The sequence below is a fragment of the Thermococcus aegaeus genome, from assembly GCF_055393685.1.
The window spans coordinates 1,198,824-1,222,383 of record NZ_AP042464.1 but is presented as its reverse complement, the minus strand read 5'-3'; the positions used below and the strand labels follow the sequence as shown (position 1 = coordinate 1,222,383).

The 23,560-nt window shown below is 44.1% G+C and carries 31 protein-coding genes; 9 read left to right on the top strand and 22 right to left on the bottom strand.

The window, feature by feature from the left end; genetic code table 11:
- Positions 1-52: 52 nt before the first annotated feature.
- Together ACZ5NL_RS06630 and gapN are read right to left on the bottom strand one after the other, a co-directional pair.
- The gene (locus tag ACZ5NL_RS06630) at positions 53-229 is read right to left on the bottom strand and encodes a MarR family transcriptional regulator (protein ID WP_464841496.1); all 177 of its coding nucleotides are present in this window, start codon (positions 227-229) and stop codon (positions 53-55) included.
- Between the two features lie 83 nt (positions 230-312).
- Positions 313-1,833 (bottom strand): NADP-dependent glyceraldehyde-3-phosphate dehydrogenase, encoded by a 1,521-nt coding sequence (gene gapN, locus ACZ5NL_RS06625; RefSeq protein ID WP_464841494.1) that lies wholly within the window; start codon positions 1,831-1,833, stop codon positions 313-315.
- A gap of 154 nt (positions 1,834-1,987) precedes the next feature.
- Between gapN and ACZ5NL_RS06620 the strand changes: the two genes are divergently transcribed.
- On the top strand, positions 1,988-2,512 hold the full coding sequence (locus tag ACZ5NL_RS06620; protein ID WP_464843364.1) for a ferritin-like domain-containing protein: 525 nt from the start codon (positions 1,988-1,990) through the stop codon (positions 2,510-2,512).
- A gap of 103 nt (positions 2,513-2,615) precedes the next feature.
- On the opposite strand, the gene ACZ5NL_RS06615 is transcribed toward ACZ5NL_RS06620, so the two are convergent.
- The 3 genes from ACZ5NL_RS06615 to ACZ5NL_RS06605 form a co-directional block, all read right to left on the bottom strand.
- Positions 2,616-2,897: a hypothetical protein gene (locus ACZ5NL_RS06615; RefSeq protein WP_464841492.1), complete on the bottom strand. Its 282-nt coding sequence runs from the start codon at positions 2,895-2,897 to the stop codon at positions 2,616-2,618.
- Positions 2,894-3,184 carry an ArsR/SmtB family transcription factor gene (locus ACZ5NL_RS06610; RefSeq protein WP_464841491.1) on the bottom strand — a complete coding sequence of 97 codons (291 nt, stop codon included), beginning with the start codon at positions 3,182-3,184 and terminating at the stop codon, positions 2,894-2,896. Before ACZ5NL_RS06610 ends, ACZ5NL_RS06615 begins: the two co-directional genes overlap by 4 nt.
- Before the next feature lie 70 nt (positions 3,185-3,254).
- Entirely contained in the window at positions 3,255-4,487 is a 1,233-nt protein-coding gene (locus tag ACZ5NL_RS06605) for a hypothetical protein (RefSeq protein ID WP_464841489.1), read from the bottom strand.
- Positions 4,488-4,628: 141 nt separating this feature from the next.
- Here ACZ5NL_RS06605 and ACZ5NL_RS06600 point away from each other — a divergent pair, with 141 nt between their 5' ends.
- Both ACZ5NL_RS06600 and ACZ5NL_RS06595 read left to right on the top strand, forming a co-directional pair.
- Positions 4,629-5,267, top strand: coding sequence for a DOMON domain-containing protein (locus ACZ5NL_RS06600; protein WP_464841488.1), 639 nt, complete (start codon positions 4,629-4,631; stop codon positions 5,265-5,267).
- Positions 5,268-5,272: 5 nt separating this feature from the next.
- On the top strand, positions 5,273-5,626 hold the full coding sequence (locus ACZ5NL_RS06595) for a hypothetical protein (protein WP_464841487.1): 354 nt from the start codon (positions 5,273-5,275) through the stop codon (positions 5,624-5,626).
- Here the strand turns inward: ACZ5NL_RS06595 and ACZ5NL_RS06590 are convergent.
- On the bottom strand, positions 5,623-6,153 hold the full coding sequence (locus ACZ5NL_RS06590) for a GNAT family N-acetyltransferase (protein ID WP_464841486.1): 531 nt from the start codon (positions 6,151-6,153) through the stop codon (positions 5,623-5,625). The two genes, ACZ5NL_RS06595 and ACZ5NL_RS06590, sit on opposite strands and share 4 nt — an antisense overlap.
- 91 nt (positions 6,154-6,244) lie before the next feature.
- On the opposite strand from ACZ5NL_RS06590, the gene ACZ5NL_RS06585 reads away from it, so the two are divergent.
- A complete protein-coding gene (locus ACZ5NL_RS06585) occupies positions 6,245-6,715 on the top strand; it encodes a peroxiredoxin (RefSeq protein WP_464841484.1) in 471 nt (156 codons plus the stop codon).
- Positions 6,716-6,727: 12 nt separating this feature from the next.
- Positions 6,728-7,204 carry a ferritin family protein gene (locus ACZ5NL_RS06580; protein WP_464841483.1) on the top strand — a complete coding sequence of 159 codons (477 nt, stop codon included), beginning with the start codon at positions 6,728-6,730 and terminating at the stop codon, positions 7,202-7,204.
- A gap of 10 nt (positions 7,205-7,214) precedes the next feature.
- Here the strand turns inward: ACZ5NL_RS06580 and ACZ5NL_RS06575 are convergent, their stop codons facing one another.
- Positions 7,215-7,598: a transcriptional repressor gene (locus ACZ5NL_RS06575; RefSeq protein WP_464841481.1), complete on the bottom strand. Its 384-nt coding sequence runs from the start codon at positions 7,596-7,598 to the stop codon at positions 7,215-7,217.
- 104 nt (positions 7,599-7,702) lie between these two features.
- On the opposite strand from ACZ5NL_RS06575, the gene dps reads away from it, so the two are divergent.
- The 4 genes from dps to ACZ5NL_RS06555 all read left to right on the top strand — a co-directional run bounded on the left by dps (position 7,703) and on the right by ACZ5NL_RS06555 (position 10,426).
- A complete protein-coding gene (gene dps, locus ACZ5NL_RS06570) occupies positions 7,703-8,260 on the top strand; it encodes a DNA protection during starvation protein (RefSeq protein ID WP_464843363.1) in 558 nt (185 codons plus the stop codon).
- Positions 8,261-8,338: 78 nt separating this feature from the next.
- Complete coding sequence (locus tag ACZ5NL_RS06565) at positions 8,339-9,379, top strand: encapsulin (RefSeq protein ID WP_464841480.1); 1,041 nt, start codon at positions 8,339-8,341, stop codon at positions 9,377-9,379.
- Between the two features lie 29 nt (positions 9,380-9,408).
- Positions 9,409-9,918, top strand: coding sequence for a hypothetical protein (locus ACZ5NL_RS06560; protein WP_464841479.1), 510 nt, complete (start codon positions 9,409-9,411; stop codon positions 9,916-9,918).
- A 58-nt stretch (positions 9,919-9,976) separates the two neighbouring features.
- Positions 9,977-10,426: a ferritin family protein gene (locus tag ACZ5NL_RS06555; RefSeq protein WP_464843361.1), complete on the top strand. Its 450-nt coding sequence runs from the start codon at positions 9,977-9,979 to the stop codon at positions 10,424-10,426.
- 10 nt (positions 10,427-10,436) lie between these two features.
- Here ACZ5NL_RS06555 and ACZ5NL_RS06550 read toward each other — a convergent pair whose 3' ends face one another.
- The 15 genes from ACZ5NL_RS06550 to ACZ5NL_RS06480 form a co-directional block, all read right to left on the bottom strand.
- On the bottom strand, positions 10,437-11,234 hold the full coding sequence (locus tag ACZ5NL_RS06550; RefSeq protein WP_464841478.1) for a glycine betaine ABC transporter substrate-binding protein: 798 nt from the start codon (positions 11,232-11,234) through the stop codon (positions 10,437-10,439).
- A gap of 1 nt (position 11,235) precedes the next feature.
- Positions 11,236-11,853 carry an ABC transporter permease gene (locus ACZ5NL_RS06545; protein ID WP_464841477.1) on the bottom strand — a complete coding sequence of 206 codons (618 nt, stop codon included), beginning with the start codon at positions 11,851-11,853 and terminating at the stop codon, positions 11,236-11,238.
- Positions 11,840-12,469, bottom strand: coding sequence for an ABC transporter permease (locus ACZ5NL_RS06540; protein ID WP_464841476.1), 630 nt, complete (start codon positions 12,467-12,469; stop codon positions 11,840-11,842). The genes ACZ5NL_RS06545 and ACZ5NL_RS06540 overlap by 14 nt, the downstream gene beginning before the upstream one ends.
- Before the next feature lie 9 nt (positions 12,470-12,478).
- The gene (locus ACZ5NL_RS06535) at positions 12,479-13,585 is read right to left on the bottom strand and encodes an ABC transporter ATP-binding protein (RefSeq protein ID WP_464841475.1); all 1,107 of its coding nucleotides are present in this window, start codon (positions 13,583-13,585) and stop codon (positions 12,479-12,481) included.
- Between the two features lie 13 nt (positions 13,586-13,598).
- Complete coding sequence (locus ACZ5NL_RS06530) at positions 13,599-14,501, bottom strand: glycine betaine ABC transporter substrate-binding protein (protein WP_464841474.1); 903 nt, start codon at positions 14,499-14,501, stop codon at positions 13,599-13,601.
- A gap of 79 nt (positions 14,502-14,580) precedes the next feature.
- Positions 14,581-15,390 (bottom strand): ZIP family metal transporter, encoded by an 810-nt coding sequence (locus tag ACZ5NL_RS06525; protein WP_464841473.1) that lies wholly within the window; start codon positions 15,388-15,390, stop codon positions 14,581-14,583.
- 59 nt (positions 15,391-15,449) lie between these two features.
- Complete coding sequence (rbcL, locus tag ACZ5NL_RS06520; RefSeq protein WP_464841472.1) at positions 15,450-16,784, bottom strand: type III ribulose-bisphosphate carboxylase; 1,335 nt, start codon at positions 16,782-16,784, stop codon at positions 15,450-15,452.
- Between the two features lie 111 nt (positions 16,785-16,895).
- Complete coding sequence (locus tag ACZ5NL_RS06515) at positions 16,896-17,597, bottom strand: IS6-like element ISPfu1 family transposase (protein ID WP_011011522.1); 702 nt, start codon at positions 17,595-17,597, stop codon at positions 16,896-16,898.
- Between the two features lie 110 nt (positions 17,598-17,707).
- The gene (locus tag ACZ5NL_RS06510; protein WP_464841471.1) at positions 17,708-19,984 is read right to left on the bottom strand and encodes a hypothetical protein; all 2,277 of its coding nucleotides are present in this window, start codon (positions 19,982-19,984) and stop codon (positions 17,708-17,710) included.
- 173 nt (positions 19,985-20,157) lie between these two features.
- Positions 20,158-20,676, bottom strand: a complete 519-nt coding sequence (locus ACZ5NL_RS06505) for a ferritin-like domain-containing protein (protein ID WP_464841470.1) — start codon at positions 20,674-20,676, stop codon at positions 20,158-20,160.
- A gap of 82 nt (positions 20,677-20,758) precedes the next feature.
- Positions 20,759-21,460, bottom strand: a complete 702-nt coding sequence (locus ACZ5NL_RS06500; RefSeq protein ID WP_011011653.1) for an IS6-like element ISPfu5 family transposase — start codon at positions 21,458-21,460, stop codon at positions 20,759-20,761.
- A 97-nt stretch (positions 21,461-21,557) separates the two neighbouring features.
- A complete protein-coding gene (locus tag ACZ5NL_RS06495) occupies positions 21,558-22,181 on the bottom strand; it encodes a hypothetical protein (protein ID WP_464841469.1) in 624 nt (207 codons plus the stop codon).
- A 205-nt stretch (positions 22,182-22,386) separates the two neighbouring features.
- Positions 22,387-22,761 (bottom strand): superoxide reductase SorA, encoded by a 375-nt coding sequence (sorA, locus tag ACZ5NL_RS06490; RefSeq protein ID WP_464841468.1) that lies wholly within the window; start codon positions 22,759-22,761, stop codon positions 22,387-22,389.
- A gap of 10 nt (positions 22,762-22,771) precedes the next feature.
- Entirely contained in the window at positions 22,772-22,936 is a 165-nt protein-coding gene (gene rd / locus ACZ5NL_RS06485) for a rubredoxin (protein WP_252744083.1), read from the bottom strand.
- Positions 22,937-23,014: 78 nt separating this feature from the next.
- Positions 23,015-23,530: a rubrerythrin family protein gene (locus tag ACZ5NL_RS06480; protein ID WP_464843360.1), complete on the bottom strand. Its 516-nt coding sequence runs from the start codon at positions 23,528-23,530 to the stop codon at positions 23,015-23,017.
- Positions 23,531-23,560: the final 30 nt, after the last annotated feature.

Below are 23,560 nucleotides of genomic sequence, written 5' to 3'. Positions count from 1 at the left end.
CTTCGTCCACCAAAAATATGAAATGCCTAAGGGTTAATAAAACAAACGGAAATCACTCAGCAGGAGCGTAGTAGCACCTCTTCGGAGAAATTATCTTCCCTTCCTTTTTGAGCTTTTTAATTGCTTTATCTACTTCTTTCTTGTTAATTCCAGCCAATTCTGCTATTTCAGCGCTCTTTAAAGGTCTTCCTGCTTCTTTTAATACTTTAAAAACTAACTCCTCACTCATAGCTATCACCTTCAAAATTTGCGTTAAAAATTAGATCTTCGAACTTATAAAGTTTTCAGTTCAAAACAAAAGAGTGGGAAAAATCAAAGGTACTCCCAGACTCCATATCCCTTAAAGTTGTGCACTATCGTTTTTGTGGTTGTAAGCTGCTCTACCGAATAGCCTATCCCTTCTCTCCCCACACCGCTGTCCTTCATACCTCCAAATGGATAGTACCCTATGCCGTGTCTCGGGTACTCATTTATGAATACGCTCCCAACCTCAAGCTTCCTCGCAACTTTTCGTGCCCTTCTTTCACACTCACTGAAAACAGAAGCATCCAGCCCAAAACGAGAGGAATTCGCTATATCAACTGCCTCGTCTTCATCCTTGACCTTAATAATCAAAGTGAGCGGACCAAAAACGTCCTCTTGAAAAGCTCTGAGCTCTTTGACCTTTTCTTTATCGACCTCAAGGAGTACTGGCCATACATAGTTGCCCTCTCTTTTGAATTCGGTCAAAGGCTTTGCACCCTTCCCTATGGCATCTCTGTATACCTCTTCAATGTAATCCGCAGAATTTTCATCAATAAGCGGCCCCATTACGGCATTTTCATCCTTCAGCGGGTTTTTAGGCTCTATTCCTTTCAGTTTTTCAAGAATCTTCGTTTTGAGGTCTTCATAAATTTCCTCCTGTGCCAGTATGAGCCTTATTGCATCGCACCTCTGGCCAGAATAGCTCACCATCCCCTTAATGATTTTTTCACTTGCGAGCTCTAAATCTGCATCATCCAAAACTATGGCAGGATCTTTGCCCCCAAGTTCAAGATGGTAAGCTTTTATTCCACCGGTTTTTATTATGTGCTCTCCAACCTCTGTACTGCCAGTGAAAGTTATAGCCCTTATACGCTTGTCTTTTACCACATCATCCATAAGCTTCCCAGGTATTGTGAGTAGAGCAAAACTCTCTTTTGGAAAGCCTGCAAGCTCTAAAACCCTGATGAATAAGAGTGCCGCAAGGGGATCTGCGGATGCAGGTTTTAACAACACTGCATTCCCACTAAAGAGAGCGGGTATTATCTTTGTAGCTGAGATGAACAGCGGATAATTGAAGGGGCTGATTGCCAATATAACACCATAGGGTTCCCTTTTCACTATTCCCTCACTCTCAAGGGTCTCTTCACTCCAGTCCCCTGGAATATAATCACCAAGCATTCTCCTTGACTCAAAAGTGGTTTTCTCGAGCCTTTCAATAGTGGCTTTTGTCTCTCCACTTGCATTGCTCCTTGGCTTGCCGGCATCAAGTATCAAAACATTCACGAAATCTTCAAAGGCCTCTCTCATTAACTGTGCCGCCTTTAAAAAGCTCTCTATCCTCTTTTCTCCGGGATAATTCCTTATTTCCTCCCTTCCTTTTTCATAAACTGTGGAAAGAATATTCTCGATTTGTTCTTTGCTAAGCCTCGAAACCCTTGCTATAATACTGCCATCTATGGGGCTTTTAACCTCAGAGAAGCTTTCTCCAAAAATCCATTGTCCTGCAATGTAGGTTTTAAATTCTGGAACACCATCTTCCCCTATCCTGTAGATCTCATCAAAAATTTTGTTACGAACAAGTTTGTTCATTTATAATCACCAATATATACTAATGCACAACAAGTATAAAAGGTTTTATCTAACCAAACTGAAATTTTATATTCCAAAAACTTTCCAAGAAACGGATCATTAAAGTTCCGAAAACGTTAATAACCTTAACGAAAATATATAATCGGTGGTTTCTATGGAGATAACTGATAAGGAAGTTTTTGAAATTGCCGTAAATGCCGAAATAAAAGCAAAAGAGGCATATGAAAAGATGGCGTCCCTTGTAAAAAGCGATATTATTAGAGACGAGCTTCTGTTTCTGGCTAAGGAGGAAGACAAGCACAGACAGATAATAGAGAAAATGGCCGAGAAGTTTAAGGAGAGCGAAGAAGAACCAAAAAAGATCGAAATTGAAATAATGGGAGAGTTCAAAGTTATTGCAGAAAAAATGAGTGAAGCCATTAAAAAGCCAGATATCAACCTTGACGAAGTTTATGAGATAGCCATGGAAGCTGAACTTGTGAGTGAAAAGCTCTACAACGAACTTGCAAACTATGCAGCAAATGAAAAAACCAAAGTTTTGCTCAACATGCTTGCCGACATGGAGAGACAACACTTTAACATCCTTAAAAAGCACTATGACTACATGATGCAGTATCCCGATGTTTATAAGGAGGAGCTCTACGACCAGCTTATGAAGGACATAAACTTCAATTTCTGAGGCTTTTAACCTTCTTTTCTATTTATAAAAACGAAGTTTTTAAAGTAGAATTATTCATGCCCATTAAGTGTATAGAAAAGGGCAGAGAGGCTTTTTAAATCCGTCACATCCTTGAAATTGAGTACAGCAGACCAACCCCAAAGAGCCCGCTAAGTGAGAGCAGGATCAAAGGTCCCGCAACTTCTTTCCCAAACCCCATGCTTGCCCACTGGACATAGAAGGTCATAGCTAGAAGGCTCTGAAGCACAAAAACAAGGGAAACTCCAAAGAGTCTCTTCCCCAATTTTGTATTCTTCATCCCTAAATAGTTCCTGAGGAGCATGAGAGCTAAGACTAATTCAATTAGCACTATAAATATATTGACTTTCCAGTAAAGTCCTATCACTTTTCATTCACCTCGATTAGGCTTTCAATTTCGTTCCAACTTTTTTCAACTTTTTCAGAGAGGACATAAATGGCCCCGTAGTCCTCGCCAACCCTCTCAACGATTCCGTGTTCAAGCATGAGTTCAAGATGGTACTTTACCGTGCGGTAGTTGAGGTTGAGTTCCTTGGCGATCTGGTACACGTTAGAAGGTTTCCTTCTAACTAACCTGAGAATCTTAACTCTCGTTCCACCACCTTTTGAACCTACCAGTAACCAGAGAAGGAGGTTCCTGAGGCTTCTGTCCATGTTCAGTATTTGGTGCTCACCCCTAATAAAATTAACCTATTTCTCGGGGATATAATAAATTAAAGGGGGATCACGGAAAGCTGAAGGGGTCAACAACGAACCAGACGTCCTTGACGCCCTGCCCCATCAGTTCTCCCCTCTTCTCGTCCTTGAAGAAGTAGTAGAGCGGGTAGCCCCTGAAGGTCGTCTGCTTGCTCCCGTCGTCCCTCGTTATCTCGCCGAAGTCGTTCGCTATGACCGAAGGTGCCGCCGGGTTCTCGCGGTAGAACACCGGCCATTTCTGGGCGCAGTCGCCGTAGCAGGCGCTCACGTTAACGCTGTCCTTAGCGAAGTAGTACAGGCTCATTCCCCTGTCGTCAACGAGGTACGTCCCGACGCTGGGCTGGTAGGCTATCATGACGTCGTAGTCCCTCATAACGTACCAGACGTGCTTGACATCCTCGCCGTTCGTGTCTCCAGCTTTTTCATCCTTGAAGAAGTAGTAGAGTGGCCACCCCTTGTAAGTTAACTGCTTGGTGCCCTCTTCCCTCGTGATGTAACTGAAGTCGCTTGGCTTGAGTGTTGATGGGGCTGAAACCTCTTCCGGAGCGAACACTGGCCATTTCTGGGCACAATCTCCATAGCATACGCTCGTCCCGTTTACATCTTTCGCGAAGTAGTAGAGGGCCATTCCCTTTGAGTCAACGAAGTAGGTGCCTATACCGTCCTTGTAAGCTATCATCACCGTGTAGTCGGGCTTCATAACGAACCAAACGCCCTTAACGCCTTCACCGTTCGTATCCCCGGCCTTTTCATCCTTGAAGAAGTAGTACAGAGGCCATCCTTTGTAGGTGAGCTGTTTCTTTCCGTCCTCGCGGGTTATGACCGAGAAGTCGTCCCTGTTGAGCCCGGTCGGGAGGTTGAGCTCTTCCTCGTAAAAGACGGGCCACTTCTGGGCGCAGTCCCCATAACAGGCGCTTTCCCCCGAGTTGGGCACGTCCTTGGCAAAGTAGTAGAGCGCCCTTCCGTCCTTGTCCACCAGATAATAGCCTATGCCTTCCTTGTACGCTATGTTGACGGTGTAGACCCTTCCTTTAAGCTGGCTCACCTGGTTCTTATAGTCGGTGAGCTGTTTCTGGAGGTCACCTATCTGGCTTTCGTAGTTCTTCACCTTGTTCTGGAGGTCGCTGAGCTGGTTCTCCAGCTCGTTGTACTTTTCCTGGTCCACACCCTTTGGCGCGAGCCCGTATCCGGCGAGGGCCCCGATGAGGAGCCCCACCAAAAGGAATCCCAAAACTTTTACGTCCATTCTCAACATCCCCATATCTATGTAACAGTATGTTCTTCAGATATAAAAGAATTTTTTATTATTGATACAAAATTTGGATACAAATTGGGTACAAATGTTACATAAATGGAAAATCTTAAATAATTTAAAGGCAGAAATATTATTAGGTGACATTGGATGAAAGATTTGAAAAAACTAAGTTTTGTTGTTTTGTTCCTCGTAGGAGTGGTGTTTCTAAGCGGTTGCACGCAGTCTGGAGGTGGATACGGAAGCCCCTCCACAACTCCTGCAACAACTACCCCCACCACCCCAATCCAGCTTGGGGAGTGGGGGGCAGATGGAGTAATAGGTGAAAACGAGTATGCTCACGAGGTTTCCCTTGCCGGTGAGGAGCTCGTTGTTTACTGGAGGAACGATAATGAATACCTCTACATGGCCCTTAAGGGCAAAACAACCGGCTGGGTGGCGATCGGCTTCGAGCCCACCGATAAGATGAAGGATGCAGACATGGTCTTCGGGTGGGTGCAGGATGGAAATACTGTGGTGATCGACGCCTACTCAACCGGCACATATGGGCCACATCCGCCAGATGAACAGCTCGGGGGTACTAATGACATCTTAGAGTTTGCGGGGAGAGAGGAGAACGGCTACACAATAATTGAGTTCAAGAGAAAGCTCAACACAGGAGATAAATACGACAAGGCCTTCACTCCAGGGCAGGAGATTAACTTCATCTTTGCATTAGCAAATGAAGACAACTTCACCACCAAACATAATATAGCGAGGGGTTATGGAAAGTTACAGCTCGATGGGTGACTCCAATGGAGCCGTTCCAGCTTCACGCGATAGTTCAGGTTACGGCGCTCCTTCTCTTGCTCTTTGGGGTTTACTACGCTAGAAAGCATAGACGTAGGGTACACCATTACTTCGTTTACTCGGCGGTGGGCCTGCTCACGGCGGGAGTTGCCTACATGCTCTACACAGTTGGCGGAGTTCCATCAGCCCACGGCAGGTTCGGCCTCTTCGTCTACGCCTACGTCCTCTTTGCGGCTGCGAGCGGGCGATTATTTTGGAGAAGGAAAATAGAGAGAAACACACACAAGACGATTGCATTATCGGCAGTTCTGCTCCTGTCCCTTCAAATACTGCTCGCACTTTATCTCTATGTCCTCTAACTCTCTTTTTTCAGCACCACGAACTCTTTATAATCCATAAGCTTTTTGAAACCCTTCCTAAGGTAGTATGAATAAGCCTCAAGCTCCGGAAAGGTTATCACATATGCCTCTTTTCCGAGCTCTCTAAGCCTTTCAACTGCAAATTCAAGGAGCTTTGAACCATAGCCTTTGCCCTTGTAAGACGGATCGACCATGAAGAACTCGATGAGGCCAGTTTTTTCGTTTTTTATCTCCTCCGGCACCCACCATACTTCTTTGCCCTCGAGGTTGTAAACAAGAGCAACAGTGCCTATTAGTTTCCCATCTTCATTGCGGAGAACGTAGAGCTCATCAAACTCATCCCTAAGCCTGAACTCAAGAAAAGGCTCATAAACTCTTTTAAATCCTTCAAAATCATCGGGAGATGGTTTATTTTCCACCCACTCCAGTGCTGGATAAGCCCCATTTGTTCCTTGGTAAACCCTGAAGACAAATCTGAGAAGTTCCTCTTTCAGCGAGAGCGGCTTTTCAATTTTTACAATCTTCATGGCCTATCCCAAAAAGTTTACCTCTGTTTCCTTAAAAAGCCTTGCGAGAAAAGCTTATGAATTAGGTTGTCCTAATAATTTTGGTGGTTACATGAGCTATCTCAACATTAAGGTTATAGATGAAGAGGGGAAAGAGGTTCCCTTAAGGGATTTTGTGCAGGGAAAGTGGACTGTGCTATACTTTTATCCGAAAGACAATACTCCAGGTTGCACAACAGAGGCAAAAGAGTTCACTGAGCTTATTGAGAAATTCGAGATGCTCGGAGTTCAGGTTATAGGAATTTCTCGGGATTCCCCGGAGAGTCACAGAAAATTCAAAGAGAGACATGGGCTTAAGATTAAACTGCTCAGCGATCCAGATGCAGAGCTCCACAAAGCTCTTGGAGCCTGGGGAAAGAAGAAGCTTTACGGCAAAGAATACGAGGGAGCAATAAGGAGCACCTTCATCCTTAGCCCAGAGGGAGAAATAGTCTGGAAGAAGATAAAAGTTAGGGCCAAAGGGCACGCAAAGGAAGTGTTCGAAGAAATCAAAAAGTTAATATCTCCAGAAAACCAAATCTAAAGGGGTGATTGAATGAAGGAAATCAACGCCCTTGCACTCGCTTTAGAAGTTGAAAAGGCAGAGCTTAGGTTTTACATTGAGATGGCCAAGAAGGCAAAGGATGAAAGGGCGAAAAAGATGTTTCTCTTTTTGGCTGGAGAAGAAGCTGAACATTGGGATGTTTTTGAGAAGAAGTTTATAGAAAAGCTCCTTCGAAAACCGGAAATGCCACAGGTTGATAAGGAACTTTTGGAAAAGCTCACCCCGAAGTATGAGGGAGAGCTTAGTGAAGTCAAGGCCGTAGAACTGGGAATGGAGCAAGAAAAACTCACATGGGAGTTCTATGAAAAAGCCGCAAAAGAGGCGGAGGATGAAAATGTTAAGAAAATCTTCAACGAGCTGGCGAAAGTTGAAAAGGCACATTATGAACTCCTTAAGGCTCAATACGATTCGGTAATGAAGACTGGAATATGGATGGACTACCAAGACTTCAGCCTTGAGGTTGATTGAAGAGCAAAAATCATCTGCTCTCAATTAGAACGTTAACAAGCTTTATTTCTTTTCCTAACTTTTCCTTGATCAACTCAATAATTTCCGGATCTGTAAGATCCACTATCTCACCATTTTCAATTAAATTCACATGAGGTTCGGTGTTGACTTCAATTCTGGTCTCCCCCTCAACAGAAAAAAGTTCTATGAGACCGAGTTCTTTTAGAGCCACGACATTAGAATACAAGGTAGAGAAGCTAATAGTGGGGAGCTCTTCGTTGATTTTCTTGAAAACTTCACTAAGGGAAGGGTGTGAGGCTCCCAGCTCTTCAAGTACTTCAAGTAACTTAAGTCTCTGAGGAGTAAGTTTATATCCTCTCTTCCTGAGCACCCGAACTGCTTTTTCCTTCCACATGTTTTCTAAATGTGCACTACACTTTATAAGCTTTCCTAATTAGAAATTATTTCTAAATAGAAACATTTATTAAGAAGAAATACATACTAAAATTGGTGAAGCATATGTCGGAACACAATAGGAGATTAATTGAAAGGGCAGGGATCGATGTGGAAAAGTTGCTAGAACTTCTAGTTAAAGCAGCTGCGGCAGAGTTCACAACGTATTACTACTACACCATACTTAGAAACCATGCAACAGGGCTCGAAGGAGAGGCTATTAAAGAGATAATCGAAGATGCAAGGCTTGAAGATAGAAACCATTTTGAAGCCCTTGTGCCGAGAATATATGAACTTGGGGGAGAACTACCGAGAGATATTAGAGAGTTTGCCAATCTAGCTTCTTGTAGAGATGCCTATCTGCCAGAAGAGCCTACTATCGAAAACCTTCTAAAGGTTCTCCTTGAAGCTGAGAGGTGTGCCGTTGGAGTCTATACGGAGATATGCAACTACACACTTGGTAAAGATCCAAGAACCTATGATCTTGCACTCGCTATTCTGCATGAAGAAATAGAACATGAAGCATGGTTTGAAGAGCTCTTAACTGGAAAACCGAGCGGTCATTTCAGAAGGGGAAACCCTGGTGAAAGTCCCTACGTTTCAAAGTTTTTGAGAACGAGATGAGTTTTGAATTAACATCCTTTTTATTTTCTTTGGAAAACCTTATTAACATGAAAGTCGAACATTAAAATGGTGATTTGAGTGCTGGCAATAAACCCAACTCTGATAAATAGGGAAAAGCCCTATTCTAAGGAAGAGCTCATGGAGGCCCTAAGACTTGCCACAATAGCTGAACTCGATGCCGTAAACCTGTATGAGCAGATGGCAAGATTTACAGAAGATGAGAGATTTAAAAAGGTCTTTCTGGATGTTGCGAGGGAAGAAAAAGCACACGTTGGAGAATTCATGGCCCTCCTGCTAAGTTTAGACCCAGAACAGATTAATGAACTTAAAGATGGATTTGAGGAGGTTGAAGAATTAACAGGAATTAAAACCGAACTCAACTCCGGGGAGGAAAACGAAATGGAGGAAAATGAATACCTCAAGGTTTTAAGAGAAGCCCTCCTTGATGCGGTTGAAAAGGGGAGAACGTTAACCCATTCACTACCAAAAACAAAAATAGCTGGTCAGTCATTTAGAGTAGACATCATAAGCTTCAAAGATGGTGTAAAAGTGGTTAAACAGGAGTACAAGCCAATCCCTATGCTCACAAAGAAGTTCTATATTGGACTGAGGGAGCTTAACGATGGAACCTACGATCCAGCGATAGCGGTGAAAGCTGGAGAGTTGCTTGTAAAGGACGAAGAGAGCTTGATAATAAGTGATATACTCTCGAATGAAGGCATAAAAAGATTAAAGCTCGGTCCATGGGAGAACACGGAGGAGGCACTGGATGAACTTATGAATGCCCTTCAAGAAGCATCAAAAGCTTCTGCAGGTCCTTTTGGAGTAATAATCCATCCGAAAAGATATGCAAAGCTTTTGAGAGTACACGAGAAAGGCGGCAGAATGCTTATAGAGATTTTGAAAGGAGTATTCAAAGGCGGTATCCTAGTGACTCCAAGTATCGACGAAAACAAGGTAATTGTGTTCGCAAACACCCCTGCAGTTCTTGACGTTGTCATCGGCCAGGATGCGGATCTAAAAGAACTCGGCCCAGAAGGGGAAGAAGTAGCATTTTTAGCAAGTGAAGCCTTAGCAGTGAGAGTAAAGAGCCCAGAGGCAATTGTAGTTCTCGAATGATCTCTTTTTACTTTTTTGGAGGAAACTTAATGGGGGAGAATGTTCAAAAAGAGATTAAAGAGATAAAGAACAACCTCAAAGGACTTCTAAAAGAATTGCCAGCAGAAGAGCTTTTGCTGCTTTATTCTGATTTTATTCTTCAAGAAAAATTGCTAAAAGAGCTTCCTAAAGCAGAGATGGAAGTGGAGAGAGTTCTGAAAAAATTTTGGAACGACAGTGTTGTAGAGAACGTTGAGGTGTACAACCTCGGTGGAATGTGCTATAAAGAAAAAGTTCCAGCACTCAGAAGAGGAAAAGAGGAGCTTACAGAGAGGAGAGGGCTTTTTTATGCTGAACCCTTTCCAGAGAATCTCCCTAAGGCAAAGAAAGCTGCTGTCAAGAAGATAGTATCCACATTGATTGAGGTTAACAACGCGGAACTTAAGATTTTTGAAAAATTGGAATCACCGACTCCTTTAGAAGACGTGGTTTTCAAACTAATTAAGGAAAGTTTACTTCAGCATTCGAGGCTTTTAAAGGAGTTACTGGATCTTCTCTGACGCTATAATGGGAAAGGTATATAACTTCCAAATACCATATTATAAACTGGTGATTCCTATGGTCGAACCTCTTGTTAAGAAGGCTGCCGAAACTGAGGATAAGGCAGCTAAGAGTTATACCGAAGGACTGGCAAAAATTAGGGGTCAAGGATTGAAGTACACCGACACAGAGGCGGTTGTAACAAGGATAGCCGTCGATACAATTATACACAAACACTTGATGAAAGCTATTCTTGAGGCCCAGAAAGAGCTCGAAAAAGTTAGAAAAGGTTACGAACATGTAAAAGAACCTGCGGAAATAGAACCCACTAAGGAACAGGCCCTTCTTGTGAAAAGGTTTGCCGAGATGCACTTAGAGATTGAGAAAGATATGATAGAGACATACAGAAAGATGGCTGAGAAGATGACCCATCCGCTCTTCAAAGGGCTTGCCGAGGCTCTTGTTAAAAATGAAGAAGAACACCACAGGCTTTTGAAGAAGCTCATTGAAAAATATGAAGAGCTTTGATTTTTTCTTTTTATCTTGATAAAAGATGAGCTAAAAACTCTTCCGCTATCTCCTCCTCTTTTCTTTCTTCGAAGTCAAACTTTCTGTTGAGTTCTCTCATAATCTCAACGCTGATTTTTTCTTCAAGCCTCTTTAGTGTGGTAACGGCTTTTTCAGGAAGATCTTTGCCTACTATAATAGCTTCGTAAACCGGAATGGCCTTTCTATCGTCCTTAAGTGTTCTCAAATTAAACACCTTTACTCTCGCATCGGTGATGAAAGCCGTTATTACATCCACTTCGCCCTTTGAGATGGCCTCGTACATCTCCGAAGGCATCATTGGCTTAACTTCCCCGAACTCGAGGCCGTAAACATCTCTAAGCCTTGGCAAACCATCGGGTCGCTCGATGTAAGGTCCAGGACAGGCAAAGGTGAGGTCTTTTGAGATTCTCGCTAAATCACTTATAGTCCTAAGGTCATTTTCCTCGGCAAGCTCTTTTCTTACAGCCAAGGCAAAGTCGTTCCGGAAGCCGAGTCTTGCGATTACCTCTATACCCTTCTTTTTAAACCCCTCCTTAACCGCCTCAAAGACCTTCTCCTCATCCCACTCCTCCATAGGCGGAAGCTTTAGGAGAACACTGTATGCTGTTCCCGTGTATTCTACATAAAGGTCTATCTCTCCCCTTTCAAGAGCTTCAAAATTCGCTTCCAGTCTCGGCTCACTTTCCCTAACCTCATACTCAAAGCCTTCCCTCTGAAGGAGCTTCCCTAGTATGTGAGCGAGTATCTTCTGCTCGTTGAAGGGCTTTGCACCTATAACAATTTTCATGTCAACCACCTCGGATTTCATTTGGGGTAATTCTCTTCTCAATACAGGAAAAGCTCACATCTATGAAAATTGCCATTAATATTGCCGGAATAGATCCAGCGAGAATTTTGTCTGTGTTAAAGCTAGCCAGACCTTCAAAAACTAAACTTCCCAGTCCTCCAGAACCAATTATTGCGGTTAATATTGCTATCGAGTTTGCTAAAATAGCTGCAAACTTTATGCCAGCGAACATGGCCGGATAAGCATGTGGAAAGCGAACGTATCTTACGATCTCCCACTCTGTAAGCCCAATGCCTCTAGCCGCTTCCACCATCGCTTCATCTACCTCGCTGAGACCAACATACGTATTCTTGACTATAGGAAGAAGGGCCCTCAGGAATATTGCAAAAACCGCAGGAGTAAACCCTATTCCAAGAAGGGGAACTACTATCGCAACAACGGCAAAGCTTGGTATTGCTTGTACGAGGTTTGCAAATCCCATTATAAGTGAGGCTAACCTTTTACTCTTGAGTGAGAGTACAGCCAAGGGTATTCCGACCGCTATGCTGAGAAAGAGAGATGCGTAAGTTAGTATTATATGCTCAGTAAATGCACCAAAAACCCTCTCAATGCCTACCATAGCGATCCCTCAGATAGCGCTCTATCAATGCAGCGGCTCCATCCAGTATTAATGCCAGAAGTCCAACCCACAAACCGGTGACTATGATTATCCCCCTGTCGTAGAGGTGTATGCCCGTCTGTATTGGTGCTCCTAGACCGCCTGCCGCCACAAGCCCACCTAGGGTAACCACTCCCATGGTAAAAACAACCGCTATTCTTACGCCAGCTGCTATAAGTGGTAGGGCAAGTGGAAAGCGAACCTTAATGAGTATTTCCTTCTCTGTAAGGCCAAGAGCCTCAGCCACCTCCAAGTAACTTCTATCAACGCTCGTTAGTCCTGTATAAGTGTTTCTAGCTATGGGAAGGATGGAATAGAGAACAGAAGCTGCTATCGTTGGCTTTTCCCCAAGTCCGAGTATTGGAAGAAAAAGAACGAGCAGAGCAAGGGTAGGAATCGTTTCAATGACGTTGAGGATATTGAAGGTTAAAGATGCCAGCTTTGGCCGTTTATAAAGGATAAGACCCAGGAGGATCCCGATTATTAATGCCAAGATTAAGGCTATCCCAAACATCCAAAGATGCTCTATGGTTCTTTCTGTAAGGTTTTGACTCTCCCATACCCACCGGATGTCCATTGAAGACCCTCACAGGAGCTTTAAGAGAACTTCATTAGCAAGTAAAATTCCAACGGGCTTTTCCCCCTTAACCACAACTCCAAGAAAAGCATTCTTACGTTTCATTTCAGCTAAAGCAGAAGCTAAGGAATCTTGGGGGAGAAATACGAGAGGCTCCATAAGGGCTTCCTCCAAATTCCGTGACTTTAAAAGGGATTTTAAATCCGTAACCCCTTTGAGCACTCCTTTTTCAACTATAACTGCGAACTCAAGGTTTTTGTCTTTCATCCACTGGAGCAACTCGTCCTTTTTCTGCACCTCCACTGTGTATTTCCCAACATCCACCATTAGATCCTTCACCTTCAGCGTGTCGAGGTGCTTGAACTTCTTGTCCGCGTTAACTAATCTAGCAACGAACTCATCCTTTGGGTTAAGCACTAGCTCATCAGGATAGCCCACTTGGATGAGCTTTCCTTCTTTCATTATCGCTATTCTATCGCCGAGCTTAAAGGCCTCTTCTATGTCATGGGTTACGAAAACAATTGTCCTTCCAAGAACTTCTTTTATTCTCAGGAACTCCTCCTGAAGCTGTTTTCTCAAAATTGGATCTAAAGCCCCAAAGGGCTCGTCCATTAACAGAAGGGGAGGGTTCAAAGCTAAGGCCCTTGCAAGACCAACCCTCTGCTGTTGGCCACCGCTCAGCTGGTGAGGATAACGAATGGCGAAGTCTTCCGGAAGGGCAACAAGGTTCAAAAGCTCTCTAACCCTTCTATCAATTTCCTCCTCACCCCAGCCCTCCAGTTTCAAAAGAAGGCCTATGTTATCTCTCACGGTCATGTGGGGGAAAAGGCCTATCTGCTGGATAACATAGCCAATGCTCCTCCTAAGCTTTACAACATCAAATTCCTTAATGTTTCGCCCGTTGATAAAGATTTCGCCTTCATCTGGCTCCACAAGCCGGTTTATAGTTCGCAGAAGGGTTGTTTTTCCAGAACCACTTGGCCCTATAAGTATTAAAAGCTCACCGCCTATGATCTCAAGATTAACATGGTCAACAGCCGTGAAATTCCCATATCTTTTTGTAACATCTCTGAGCTCGACGGTCTCTATTCTCCTGAAGAGCATCTCAACCACCATAAAATAAAAAGAATCAGCCCTTAATGAGGCCTTTCTCAATTAAAAATTCCTTTGCTATTTCTCTCGCATCCTTTTTCTCCACGTCGTACTCGTAGTTAAGCTGTCTCATCGTGTCCGTATCAATGAGCCCCTCAAGCTTTTTGAGAATCTCAACTATTTCTGGATACTTGTCCGCAAAGTCCTTCTTGATTAAAATCACGGCATCATAAGGTGGCAAAGCTCCCTTGTCATCCTCAAGGATTTTGAGGCCAAAAAGATCCACTCTTGCATCTGTTGTGTAAGCTGAGATAGCATCAACCTGACCGTTTTTTATGGCTTCATACATCAGTGTAGGCTCCATCTGCTTTACTTCCCCAAAGGTGAAGCCGTAGACTTCCTTAATTCTCGGAAGGCCGTCGGGACGCGTTGCGAACTCCGGATCTGTTCCTAATGTCATCTTGGGTGCGTATGGAGCGAGATCGCTGAGTTTTTCTAAGTTGCTCTTCTCTGCAAATTCTTTCTTAACAGCTATTGCATAATCGTCTCTGAAACCAAGCTTTACAAGTGTTAAAACACCATCGCGCTTTAACATCTCTTCCTTGCTTTTTTCATATACGTAATCCGGATCCCACTTCTCGGGGGGCTCAAGCTTAAGGATGTTGTTGTAAGCAGTTCCCGTATATTCAACATAAACGTGTATCTGTCCCTTCTTCAAGGCTTCATAATTAACCAAAGTTCCCCCAAGACCTTCCTTAACCTCCGCTTTATAGCCATTCTCCTCTAAAAGCAGAGCAATCATGTGAGCTAGTATGTACTGCTCATTGAAGGGCTTAGATCCTATTACTATCGTGGGGACTTCTTCCTTCTGGCTAATGCAACCGCTTAAAAGAGCGGCCATAATCAAACCAGCCAAGGCCAATGCACCAAACTTGTTCATCTTTACACACCTGTATTTAATTGTTCGGTCTTTCTAATAAAGTTTTCGAAAAATTAAAAACAAAAGTGCCAACTTCGAACTACCCAAGCATCGAGTCAAGGAAAAGCATTATATAAAACCCCAAGAAAAAGCCGGCAGTTACCAAAAGTTCATTCTTCTCATGTTTGTAGATCTCTGGAATCATTTCCTTTACCGTTACGTAGAGCATAGCTCCCCCAGCTAAACCAAGACCATAAGGAAGCAAACCATGAAATAGGGTAAAGAAAAATGCCCCTACAAGAACCATTATCATTTCTGCAACTCCGCTTAATGCCCCCATCAGGATGGGCTGGAATCTTCTCTTTTGAAGGGTTGCGAGAGGCAATGAAACAACCGTGCCCTCGGGAAAATCTTGTATCCCTATGGCTATTGCTGTCACGACGCCTGTTTTGATGTCAAACACAATAGACGTCCCAACTGCCAAGCCTTCGGGCAGGTTATGTATTATAACTGCCAGGACTATCAACCAAACAACCCTCAGCTTGTTCTTGAGCTCTTCAGGGCCTTCATAGCCTTTGACCAAGTGCTCATGAGGCACAAAGCGATCGATGGCGTATATAAGAACTATTCCAAGCAAAATTCCAACTCCGGCAGGTATGAAGCTACCAGTAGCTTCAATTCCCGGGAGTATCAAGCTCGTAAAGCTCGCAACAATCATTACCCCAGCTGCAAACGATAAACTGAAGTCCATACCCCAATCAGGCATTTTGTGAGAGATTATCGCAAGTAAAGAGCCAAGAGTTGTCATTAAAGCTACAAAAAGACCTGCATAAAAAGCGACCATCATCAAACTCCCGTTGGAGATTGTAAGAAGGTACATGCTTAGTGATGTTACGAAGTTCTCTAACATAATTAGGTCACCCTAACTAAAAATTAGGCGAAGAAAATATATAAAGGTTGTGGAGAAAATCAAATCGGAGTCACATGTCCCCACTTTTCTAAAGCCCTTGCAAGCTCTTTATGGGTTTTTGCATATTCTTCCAAAGATATTCCTTGCATTATGGCATCTATTGCCTGTCTAACCGCTTTCGCCCCAGCAACAGGCCCATCCGGGTGGCCAAGGGTTCCACCGCCAAGCTGAAGAACAATATCCGTTCCAAGAGCCTCTATGACTGCAGGTAAGTTGCCCGGATGCAGACCACCTGAGCTCGTGGGGAATGCCGGCCTTATGTGGTAGAACTTCTGCTCAAGGTGGAACACATCGTTTTCATCGGGCTTGTACTGGCTCTCCCTTAAAACTCTGGCGTTTTGAATAACATCCCACTTACCGCCTTCGAGCTTACCTGCTCCAGCTGTTCCGACGTGAAGCTGATCGATACCTATTAACCTGTAAAGCTTGGCCAACACAAACATTGAAATACCGTGATAGGGGTTTCTCGTGAAGGTAGCGTGCATTGCCCTGTGTCCGTGTATAGCTAAGCCATAATCCTCAGCTAAGTCCCTTATATATTCTAATGCTCCCCAACCTGTAATCACCACATCAACCATCGCATGTTTAAGTCCAAAGTCAGCTAGGATTTCAAGCCTAGTTTCCATTTCCCTTATGTCTGCAGTTATGTTGGCAAACCAGGTCTTCTTCTCCCCAGTTTCGTTCTCGACTTTTTCAATTATCCTTGCCATTATTTCCGCTCTTTCTTCAAAGCGGTTGTACCATGGGCTTGTAAGGTTTTCATCGTCCTTCATGTAATCTGCCCCTGCAGTGAGAAGATCATAGGCAAGCTTCTCAAACTCCTCCGGAGAATAGCCGACTTTTGGTTTTGGAACTACACCATATATAGGCCTGTCTTTTATTTCAAGCATCTTTCTTACTCCTTCTATACCAAATGCAGGTCCATTGAATTCTCTGATTATCTTTTCAGGTAAGTAAAGGTCTTCAAGGCGAAGCCCTTTTACCCTTTTCATCCCAAAGACGTTCCCTGCAATGCTTGCAAGAAGCCCCGGAAGGTTGGCTTCTTCAAAAGCGTGGAACGGATAGGCAATCTTAACGATCCAGCTACCATCCCCCATATCATGGAAGTCGTAAGCTTTTGCAGAGAGATCAGCCCATCTTTCTTCCTCGTACCATGGGTAGAGGGTAGTCCATGTTCCCGTTGAGCTTTCCGCAGCAACTCCTCCAGCGGCCTGTTCAATTGTGTATCCCTCAGCCGGGGTTATTCTAAAAACAGCTACTATGTCCCTTTTCTTGCTGGGCTCATAGCCCTTGTCAACATAGTAGTCATATATTTTGTCAAACTTTTCAGGCATTTTTCACACCTCCCTATTAATTAGGTTTTCCTAACTATTAAGCCTTTCGTTGGGGGGCATATAAATAGAAAAAGAAAAGTTATTAAGCTTTCGATAACGGCAAAGATACTGTTAGGATAACTGGGGCATCACCTCCTGAAGCCATTCAGTAACATCACCAGGCGGATCACCAAAACTAGAATGAATTCTGACAAAATTATACCAGAAGGCAAACAGAAAAACAAACCTATGAACCCTCCTCCAGTCTTTACCCCTGAAATTATTCCAGAAACGCTTCGTCCTCTCCTTCAACGTCCTAAACCAGCGCTCAACACTGTTCCTCGGCCCGAAAGTCACATGCAGATAACCCAACCTCAAACTCTTAAAAGCAGACTTATACCAGCTCGCCCTGTCAACCAGAAAGACAGGCTGCCCTTCACACGACTTTAAAACAACCAGAATGAAATCCCTGGCAACCCACCAGTTTCTAACAGTCGTAATCCAGACTGCTAAAACTTCCTTGCTCTCAACGTCAATTGCAGCCCAGAGGTATCTTTTCTTCCCGTTGATTTTTATTACTGTTTCGTCAACTGCGATGAAGTTTCGCTGTTTTTTGACTGCGAGGATTTTTGGCTTGTAAACTGCTTCTGCGAGTTTTTGGACTGCCTCCCAGACTGTTACGTGACTGATTTTGAGTATTCTGGCGGTTTGCCGGTAACTGAGGCCTCGCAGGTATAATTCTACTCCCCTGATTTTCTTTTCTGGTGGGATTTTGTTGCGACGAAAGGGTTTTAAGGCTGAAACCACCCAGTAAATAATGGTTTCAGACTTCATGTTCCCCCTTCTTTTTCTAAAGTACTGCCAGTAACTTAAACCTGACACCCCACAGCTTATCCTAACAGTATCACGGCAAAAAACGAAAAAGACCTCTCCATAAGAGAGCATCATTTGTGCTTGTCTTCCTCATTTATCGTTATCGTGGATACTTCCAAGACGGTGACATCCTCCACTTTGGATATTTCGGACCTATAGTCAAACCTACCGTCAGCCCCAATTAGCTTTACAAAGGCCACCACGCTTTCTTCACCGGTGGTTGGCTCTCTGAGAGTCAGTACCTCGATGATGAGCCCGTCCAAAGTGTGTTCTCCCATTGTATGCCGAGGAATCTCCATGCTGAATTCAGGAATCCCATCTTTAACCTCGCCACCGATTATTATGACGAACGGTATCTGCTTTTCATCCGATGCCCCGTAGTCCGGTTGGAAAATCCTCTCCCCAACGGCGGATGGAACGGAAACATCCTCAAAGTTAGCACCGCCTATGCCCACAGGAATAAACGAGGCATCGAAGTTCAACGGCTCCAAAATTCCTGTCAGGAACGGGTTGTATGGGCCCGGGAATGCTGTGGTTTCGTTTACGGTCAGCGGGAAGCCCCAAGCTGTACTGTTGGCTTCCCCGTCAATTCCCTCGATTTTCACAAACATGTCTACCGCGGATTCAGGTTCAAGAACGTCCTTTAGCTTCATGGGGCCAAAAGGCGTATCTGCAGAGTCGTTTGGGCCTTCTATATCCACCATAATCCTCTTCACACCTCGTTTTCCCATTTCTTCTTCGCTTATGGTAATCCTGGTGATGGTTATGTTGTCCTCCCCTACGAAGACATCCCCTTCTTCCAATGGAATGCGTTCCACCTTTGGGACATCAGTTGAGCTTTCAGGGCTTACGCGAAGAAGAACCGGAGAGTTACATTTTTCTTTCATGTTCAGGGTTATGTTCCCGTCTTCGTCTGTTTCAACAAGCCAGCAACCAACCTTTGTAGCTTCGGGAGTCCCTCCCATCAAGGCCAAAAAGAACTCCTTCGACACTGGATTGATGGTGATGTCCTTCCGAATATCGCTCCCTTCCCTTAACAGGGCCTCCCCGATGATCTCCCCCGTCTCGGCATCGACCATTGCAAGGCCGAAGCCTTCGGTAGTTATCTTATAGTCTCCAGCTGGGATCCCAATTGCCTCTGAATAGTTCCTTGTCTCCGGAATTTCCCGTTGTATCTTGGCGAGTTCCTCCTGGCTAAGCTCCCTGGGCACGCTGTAGTTTCCTACCACAAACAGCGTGCCGTTAACGGGGTATTTGCAGGTGGTGAAGGGGTTGTAGGGTGTTATCGTTATGACGTTGTCACCGGTTAAAATCTCATCGTGAGGAATGTTGGCCGCAAGGCATCCGGCACCATCGATCGCGTACACTCCGGGGTCGAGCTTAATCCCCTGAGGTTCTCTATAGGGGCCTTCGCTGACAATGTTTCTTCTCCTCATGTCCTTCACGACCACATTACCCGTTGGAAGTGCCTTGTTCACCGCTTTGGAAAGCTCAGAACCGGCTTTGAACTTCACCATCCTGCCCTCTGGAATCAAAATCTTGAAGGGGTTTTGAGAGGTGATTTTCCATCCTTGGTTTGGGTCTTTAGTATCTATGAATCTCAAACCGCTTTCCGGGTGGTATACCTCGATGGAAACGATTTCCTTGCCCTCAACTGCCTTCAGAGTAGCATGAACCATCTCTCTTGCTGGTACATGCTTTCCGTCAACAATAAAGATTCCATTCTCATTGTAGAACTCGTCAAGGGGTTCGCCCTTTATTACTCTGTCCCAGTAAACCCCTTCAACTGCAGCTACTATAAAGGCGTTTCTCAGGCTTACCAGCTGGGCAAAGCGGATGAGATATGCATCGGATAGGTATTCAAGCCTTTTGGTCTTGTTTTCCTCGCTTCCCGCAAGCTCCATCAGTCGGTGGAAGTCTTTCTCTTTCGGTGGTGCCCTTATCTTCATAACGGCGAAGTTTGAGAAAGATTCCTGCCCCATTGCGGACTCAATAGCTTCATCAACAAGCCCTATGGCTTCCTCAACCTCCTTTAGCTTTGCGTCAATTTGGGCCTCCTGAGGCTCTTGGGTTGCAGTTTCTGTGGGGGTTTCTGTGGGTGCATTTGTTCTTGTTTTCGTCTTTGTCTCAGTGTCAGTTGGGGTTTTTGTGTCCGTTATCGGACTCTCTGTCTCTGTTTCGGTTTCTGTTGATGTTGTAGTTTCTGTTTCGGTCTTTGTTTCTGTAACGGTTTCTGTTGGCCTGCTGGTGGTTTCTGTTTGTACGCTCTGGTTTATGCATCCAGAGATGAACGCTCCAAGCAATACTACACTCAAAAGCAGGGCAAAGCCTGCAAACCTGCCTCTCATATTTTCACCATCTTTTTTCACACGGCGACAAAAACGTCAAAAAAACCATGTGATTATGATTCGTAATAAGTTGTCAAACTATAAAACGCTTTCTGTTTAACATTTGCATATGAAGTAAAAAGATCAGCTTAACAAAAGGAAACTAAAGAAAAATATTTAACAAATGAAAAGCTTCACGGCCCAACATGCATCATCTGGCTGTACATCTCCCAGTCCAAGAGGAGCTCGTATTCCGTCTTTAAGATAAAGTAATGGGTGTTCTCCATTGAGGCAAGGTATCTGAGAAGACCCTTCTTTGCATTGTCATCCGTCATCTCCTCAAGCTTGGAGTAGAATTCCTTGGCAATCTTCTCTGCCTCCATAGCCCACCTGAGAAGCTCCAACATGTCCTGAACGTTTTTAATTTTCTCCGCAACGGGCTTCAGCTCTGGCCCCACATGTTCCTTAGGAAACACTATCTCCTCCCCGGGAAATGACTGGGAGTAAAGTTTCCTTAAAAATTCCTCGTGCTTTTCCTCCTCCCCTGCTAAGAATTCAAGCTTCTTCCTTAGGGTTTCTATATCAACATTTGCGGCCATGCTTTTGTAAAACTCCCTCGCCCCTATTTCTGCTTTTATGGCCATTCCTAAAAGTTCCTTAAGGGAAAACTCATTCACTTTCTCTAGGGGAATCCCCATGTCAATATCCACCATTCCTTTTCACCTCTTCAAAAACAAGACACTTATTAATAGGGCACTTCCATACTAAAATCTTTCCATCAAATTAGGGATACTGTCAGGATAACTGGGGTATCACCTCCTGAAGCCATTCAGTCACATCACCAGGCGGTCCACCAAACCGAGAATGAATTCTAACAAAATTATACCAGAATGAAAACAGAAAAACAAACCTGTGAACCCTCCTCCAGTCTCTAGCCCTGAAGTTATTCCAGAAACGCTTTGTTCTCTCTTTAACAGTCCTAAACCAGCGCTCAACACAGTTCCTCGGCCCGAAAGTCACATGCAGATAATCCAGCCCGAGAGATTTAAACGCTGATTTATACCACGGCCCTTTGTCAACCAGGAAAATTGGCTGTCCCTCGCAGGATTTCAAAACAACTAGAATGAAGTCCCTGGCAATCCACCAGTTCCTAACGCTTGTAATCCATACTGCTAGGATTTCTTTGCTCTCAACGTCGATTGCAGCCCAGAGAAATCTCTTCTGGCCGTTGATCTTTATCACTGTCTCGTCAATTGCGATGAAGTTTCTCTGTTTTTTGACTGCGAGGATTTTCGGCTGGTAAACTGCTTTCGCGAATTTTTGGACTGTTTCCCAGACTGTTGTGTGGCTGATTTCGAGGATTGTTCCTACCTGTCTGTAACTTAGTCCGTGCAGGTACAGGTTTATTGCCCTGGTTTTCTTTTTTGCTGGGATTTTGTTCCGGCGAAAGGTTTTTAAGACTGAAACCAGTAAGTAAATAATGGTTTCAGTCCTCATTTCTCTCCCCTTTTCTGAAGAGGTATCAGAAACTTAAACCTAACGTCCCACTGCTTATCCTGACAGTGTCAAATTAGGAATTTTAATGACAAACTCTCTAACTCGAATATAAAAGCCCCTTGGTAGAATTGCCAAGTCTTTCAGATGCTACATAATGAAGCCTCACTAGGGTGTAAATCCACAGGCTCGTGGAAAAGAAGTATATCGCTGGCGCAATTTCTCCAATAAAGATGTTAAGCCAGATAAACCCTACAAAAGCCCAAGAAGATATTTTCGCAAGCTTCTTATACTCCTCAGGGGTTCTAACGTAGCCCGAGATGGCATTAATGAGGAGAAGAATAGCCACTGAAGAAGCCAGCTCAACGGTATAAAAGCTATCCCTCACAAAAATTGCACTTCCAGCCACAATACTAACTTGCAAGAGCATTGTCCAAGTAGCCCTAACAAGTCCGCTTTCCGAAAGGGAGTAGGCTATTAAAACAGGCCCCAAAAGAATTGCAGTGGTTATAATACCCTTATGAACTTCAAACATTGTTGCTATAAAACCGAATGAAGTCAATATTCCCCCAAAGAGGATATACCAAGAAAGCTTTCTATGCCCCAAAAAGAAGGTCTCAATCTTCCTTGAAAGGTTCCAAGTAAGGAAAATTCCCGTGAGGGTCAGCACCCCGCAGATGCTCATGAGAGTTTGATAAACACTTGCCATGCTTCCATCGTCCAAGTTTTTACCTTGGTATTTGGGAAGGGAACTAAATAAACCTTCCGGTAAACTTTTGCAGATTTAGGAAACGTGCTGAAGTTTACTCCCAAGGAGGGCTTCTTTTCTTTATGTTCTTCAAAAAGCCTCAAAAACGTCAGCAACCATCTAACAGAGAAAGTAGAAAAATCATCAAAATACCATAACAAAGAAAAATTAATAGAGAGAATCACTCGAGCTGAACCTCATTCTCCCAGAGGCCGTGAATGTTGCAGTAGCTCAGGGCATAGAGCTTGCCCTTCTTCTTGGTCTTAAGGACAAAGTAGGCTATGGGCTCGGTGTATACATCACTCGTATTTGGCCCGTTTACAGACTCTCCATGTGCTGTAAATTCAGCCCTTCCAACATGGTAAACAAAGTTCTCGCCCTCTGGCAAGAAGTAAAGCTCTATGTATCTAATGTGGTGCTCGGTGGTGTTTGGATGTGGGATTTCTTTACCTACCTGAACCTTGACCTTGACAAGGTCTCCTTCCCTTTCGTACTCTATAACGGGGACGTGCTTTTCTCCTTTCCAGTCCCCACTCCTTATGGTTTCACCAATCATCCCGATCACCTCAATCCTCTATCTTTTCAAACATATCTTTTGGAGCTCCACAGAGCGGGCATACCCAGTCATCCGGGATGTCCTCAAACTTTGTTCCTGGGGCAACCCCACTATCTGGATCCCCAGCCTCTTCATCGTATATGTATCCACAGACTATGCACTTCCACTTCGCCATGTTTCCACCACCCTAATATTATTAGATTAACCTTATAAAGTTTGCGCTCCGAACTAAATGGAGCAAAAAACGAAAGAGCTACTCAAACACCACGAACTTGTCTCTGGAAGCCCCACATACTGGACAGTACTCCGGAGCTTCATCTACAGCGGTGTAGCCGCAAACTGGGCATATGTAAACTCTCTTTATCTCGATATCTTTCTTTTGCTCTGCAAGCTCTTTTGCTTTCTTGTAAAGCTCTGCATGGATTTTTTCAGCTTCTAAAGCAAAGTTGGTACTCCTAACAGCCTCTTTTTCTCCTTGAAGCTCGGCTGTTGCTTTATAAACTGGGTACATCTCTTCCACTTCATAAGTCTCACCATCTATTGCCACCTGGAGGTTGCTTGGAGTGTCTTTGACATTTCCTAGGGCCTCATAGTGATTTCTGGCATGTACAAGTTCAGCAAAAGCTATAGCCCTGAAAAGCTTTGCTATGTTTGGAAATCCTTCCCTCTCAGCAACATCTGCAAAAATCATGTACCTCATGTGGGCCATACTTTCCCCGGCGTACGCTTCCTCAAGAAACTTTTTGGTCATTTTTCTTTCAGCCACCATGTCCATCACCCCAAAACGGCATTATTAATT